Genomic DNA, 3,072 nt, shown 5'->3' with positions numbered 1-3,072 from the left:
AAGGGCAGAAGAACTTGCCACAGCCATGGAAGCAAGATGCTACAGAGGTGGCGATGGCAGAACAAAAATGAATGCATCAAAAATCGTAAAAAAAGACATAATTATCTTTCTTGGAAACCTAATATTTTTTACAATAATAGTTGTGGTATCTAAATTATGAATATATTAATAAAAATATCTTACGATGGGACTAATTTTCATGGATTTCAAATTCAGCCAGATGAAAGGACAGTAGAAGGAGAATTAAATAAAGGTATAGAAAAAACCGTAAAACATCCTGTGAAAATTTTTTATGCAGGAAGGACTGATCGGGGAGTTCACGCTGAAGGTCAGTATGCAAACTTCTATTCAGATACTACAATTGATATTGGAAATCTTCCAAAAGTAATAAACTTTAACCTTCCAAATGACGTATCTGTAATAGATGCAAAGTATGTAGCAGATGACTTTCATGCTAGATTTGATGCTAAATTAAAAAAATACCGTTATGTGATTTATAGATCTAGATATAGAAATTCACTTTTATACAATAGAGCCTATGAATATCCCTATGAAGTGGATCCAGATAGAATGAGGAAAGCTCTATCTTACTTAATTGGAGAACATGACTTCAATTCATTTATGGGAAAGGGAGCAATTGTTAAGGATTCAATAAGAAGTATTGAAAAAATTGATGTCATAGAAGATGGAAAATTTTTGTACCTTGATTTTGTTGTAAAATCTTTTTTGAAAAACATGATAAGAATTGTAACAGGGACTGCCCTCGAAATAGGTAGAGGTCAAAGAGAAATTGAATATATGAAAAATGCACTAGAGAGAAAATCTAGAAAAGCAGCTGGACCAACAGCACCTGCCTGTGGACTATACTTAGTAGATGTAAAGTATTAGCCCTCGGGCTTTTTTTATTTTAATTTTAATGATATTTTCATTTTAAATTTTTTATGCAAAATCTCTCTAAAACTGCAATAAATTGATAATATAAAAAGTATTTGGTATAATTATTTTAGTTAATTTGGAGGTGTAATAGTGGATAATAAATATCTTGTTGATGGTAATGGAGCAGACGGTAAGGTTAAGATTTCTGAAGATGTCATTGCTACAGTTGCGTCAGTTGCAGCTGAAAGTGTCGATGGTGTTGTTAAAGTTGGATCTAATTTTAAGTCTCAAGTTACTGACATTTTAAATACAAAAAATTTCAATAGGGGAGTTAAAGTCAATATTGGCGAAAAGGAAACTATTGTAGATGTATATATTACTATTGAGTACGGAATAAAGATTGTTGAAGTATCTGAAAAGGTGCAAGAAGAAGTTAAGGAAGCAATTGAAAATATGACTGATTTTGATGTTGTTGAAGTCAATGTTCACATTTCAGGTATTGCTGTAAAAAATTCTGAAAAGACTGTTGTAAAATGAGTAGGAAAAAAGCAAGAATAGGTGCTATGCAAGCTCTATTTTCTATGGATATTAATGATGATTTTTCTCTTGATAATTTAGAAGTTTTTATGGAAAATAACAACTTTCAAGGTGATGAAGCTGATTATATTAATAGGGTTGTGCCAGATATTTTAGATAAGCTTGAAAGTGTTGATGAAACAATAGAGAAAAATTTAAAGGGTTGGACTATGGCAAGGCTTGCCAAGGTTGACAGACAAATTCTTAGGATTGCAGTTTATGAATTTTTATATAAAGATGATATTCCTAAGGAAGTTTCTATTAACGAAGCTGTTGAGATTGCTCGACTTTATAGTTCTGACGAGGCACCTAAATTTATAAACGGAATTTTGGGAACAATTTATAGGAGTTTTTAATTTGACAAGGTCTGCTTTTAATGTAAGTGAATTAAATAATTACATCAAAAAGCTAATATCTATGGACTATATCTTGAGGGATATTAACATCACAGGTGAAGTAACTAATTTAAATTTTCACAAAAATGGAAATGTTTATTTTTCTTTAAAGGATAAATTTGCCCGCATTGATGCCATGGCTGATCTTTCGGATATAAATATTGATTTATTCGATGGTGCCAAGGTTATGGCAAAGGGAACTGTCACTTACTATGATAGAAGTGGCAGAGTTTTTTTATATATTAGTCAAATGGAACTTGATGGAAAGGGAAAGCTCTATCAAGAATACTTGAATTTAAAAGAAAAACTTGAAAGAGAAGGTCTTTTTGATACTTCTCACAAGAAAAAACTTAGTCCTTATCCTTCTTCTATTGGGCTTATAACTTCGACAAGTGGAGCAGCAATTAAGGATGTTATAAATATTTTTAGAAAAAGAAATAAAAGTTGTGATATTTATGTTTATCCAAGTCTAGTTCAAGGACAATTTGCTGCAGAATCTTTGATTTCTGGTATAAAATATTTTAATGAAGAAAGAAAAGTTGACAGTATTATTATTGCTCGTGGTGGAGGAAGTTTTGAGGACCTTTTTGTCTTTAATGACGAAAGTCTTGCAAGGGAAATTTTTGCCTCAAAGATACCTATAATTTCAGCAGTAGGTCATGAGATTGACTACACTATTTGCGATTTTGTTGCAGATTTAAGGGCTGCAACTCCTACCAATGCTGCAGAGCTTGTGACAAGAAGCGAAGAAGAAATTATATCAGAACTAGATAAGAAAAAGACTGAGTTAAATAATTTAATTGAGAAAAGATTAAACTACAATCGCTTAAAACTTCTTAATTTATATAAAAATATTTCTATAAAAAATCAAGTTTATAAGATAAATCAAATGACAAGAAATTTATTTTGGATTCAGACAAGGCTAAATTCTCTTATGAATGAAGCTTTTGATAAGCATAAATATGATCTTCAAAATATGAGATTTTATCTTTCAAATTTCAAATTAAATAAGGCAAAGGAAATTGAGAATTATTCCTACAGGCTTAAAAATATTTCTAATAATATAAATGTAAATTTAAACAAGTCAAAAGAGTCTTTAGATTTTGATAAAAAGCTTTTAAATTATTACTTTAAGACAAAAGTAAATGAAGATTATAAAAAATTTAAGGCACAAGAAAAATTTATTTTGTCTTATGACTTAACATTCAAATTAGAAAATGAAAAA

General features: G+C 29.9%; 4 protein-coding genes. All 4 read left to right on the top strand.

What is annotated here, in order from left to right:
- Positions 1 to 156: 156 nt before the first annotated feature.
- Positions 157 to 888, top strand: coding sequence for a tRNA pseudouridine(38-40) synthase TruA (gene truA / locus HGPT_RS03410; protein WP_019138473.1), 732 nt, complete (start codon positions 157 to 159; stop codon positions 886 to 888).
- Between the two features lie 138 nt (positions 889 to 1,026).
- Complete coding sequence (locus HGPT_RS03405) at positions 1,027 to 1,413, top strand: Asp23/Gls24 family envelope stress response protein (protein WP_019138472.1); 387 nt, start codon at positions 1,027 to 1,029, stop codon at positions 1,411 to 1,413.
- Entirely contained in the window at positions 1,410 to 1,808 is a 399-nt protein-coding gene (nusB, locus tag HGPT_RS03400) for a transcription antitermination factor NusB (protein ID WP_019138471.1), read from the top strand. The genes HGPT_RS03405 and nusB overlap by 4 nt, the downstream gene beginning before the upstream one ends.
- Position 1,809: 1 nt before the next feature.
- Positions 1,810 to 3,072 (top strand): exodeoxyribonuclease VII large subunit (xseA, locus tag HGPT_RS03395; protein WP_019138470.1); only part of this gene is annotated, 1,263 nt, incomplete at its 3' end.

Source organism: Peptoniphilus timonensis JC401 (assembly GCF_000312025.1).
In the GTDB taxonomy this organism is placed as follows: Bacteria; Bacillota; Clostridia; order Tissierellales; family Peptoniphilaceae; genus Peptoniphilus_A; species Peptoniphilus_A timonensis.
The sequence above is the reverse complement of the archived record's forward strand: the minus strand, read 5'-3'. Positions and strand labels throughout refer to the sequence as shown.